The sequence below is a fragment of the Oleiphilus sp. HI0128 genome, assembly GCF_001635365.1.
In genome coordinates this window covers 1-767 of sequence record NZ_LWGG01001563.1, presented here as the reverse complement: position 1 = coordinate 767, position 767 = coordinate 1, and the positions used below count along the sequence as shown (strand labels likewise).

The 767-nt window shown below is 42.2% G+C and carries 1 protein-coding gene; it reads left to right on the top strand.

Annotated features, from left to right (window positions below; all coding sequences use genetic code 11):
* Positions 1-587 (top strand): hypothetical protein (locus tag A3763_RS29260; RefSeq protein WP_197483137.1); only part of this gene is annotated, 587 nt, incomplete at its 5' end.
* Between the last annotated feature and the right edge of the window lie 180 nt (positions 588-767).

Here is a 767-nt window from a genome sequence, read left to right as displayed (position 1 = left end):
TAGGGCAAAGCAAGTTGTTGTTGGCTCGTTTGGAAGGGGAGGTTAGTGAAACGGGTGCTGAACTAATGCAAACCGGCACATCTGCAGAGAAGAAAATGGCTTTTCTGGAGTCGGAGGTTCGAAAGCTGTGGGGTGTGTCTTATGATAGGAATCGTAAAACTATTCAAGGTCATGAAAAGAAAATAGAAGCGCTAACGAAAAAGCTTGCCGAGAGTCAAAAATCTTTAGCTACTCATGAGGTTTCATTATCAGCATTGAAAGCGGACTCTGATAAAGGGATGTCAGTATTAGATGGTCGTATAGCTTCGTTGTCAGGGGAGTTGTCAATTACTCGAGCTGAACGAGAAGAGTTTTTGACGCAGTTTAATGAAAAATTGAGCACTTTCGATTCGAGTACTCAAGAGTTTGAAAAACGTATTGCTGCGCTACAGGCTCGTATGAGTGATAGCGCCAAAGTTCAATTAGAAAACCAGGAAAGCTTGCTGTCGATAGATGAAAGTCGCCGCCAGCTTATAAAAAGAGTCATTGATTTGGAGGCGAGCTTGGGTAAATTGTCTTCTTCTAGTGCAAATCCCGGGGTGAGATAGTCTTTACAGGTATTCGGATTCTCGATGACATGCGGTAGATCGCAAAAATTAGATTAACTAGCTGTTAAACTGTCCGCCTGATTGTGATGGGTAGCTAGTCTTGCTGCTCGAATAAATATAAAGCTGTACATCTATAGGAAACGATACATTGGACGGTATTGTGAGTTTCAAAACTTGCCA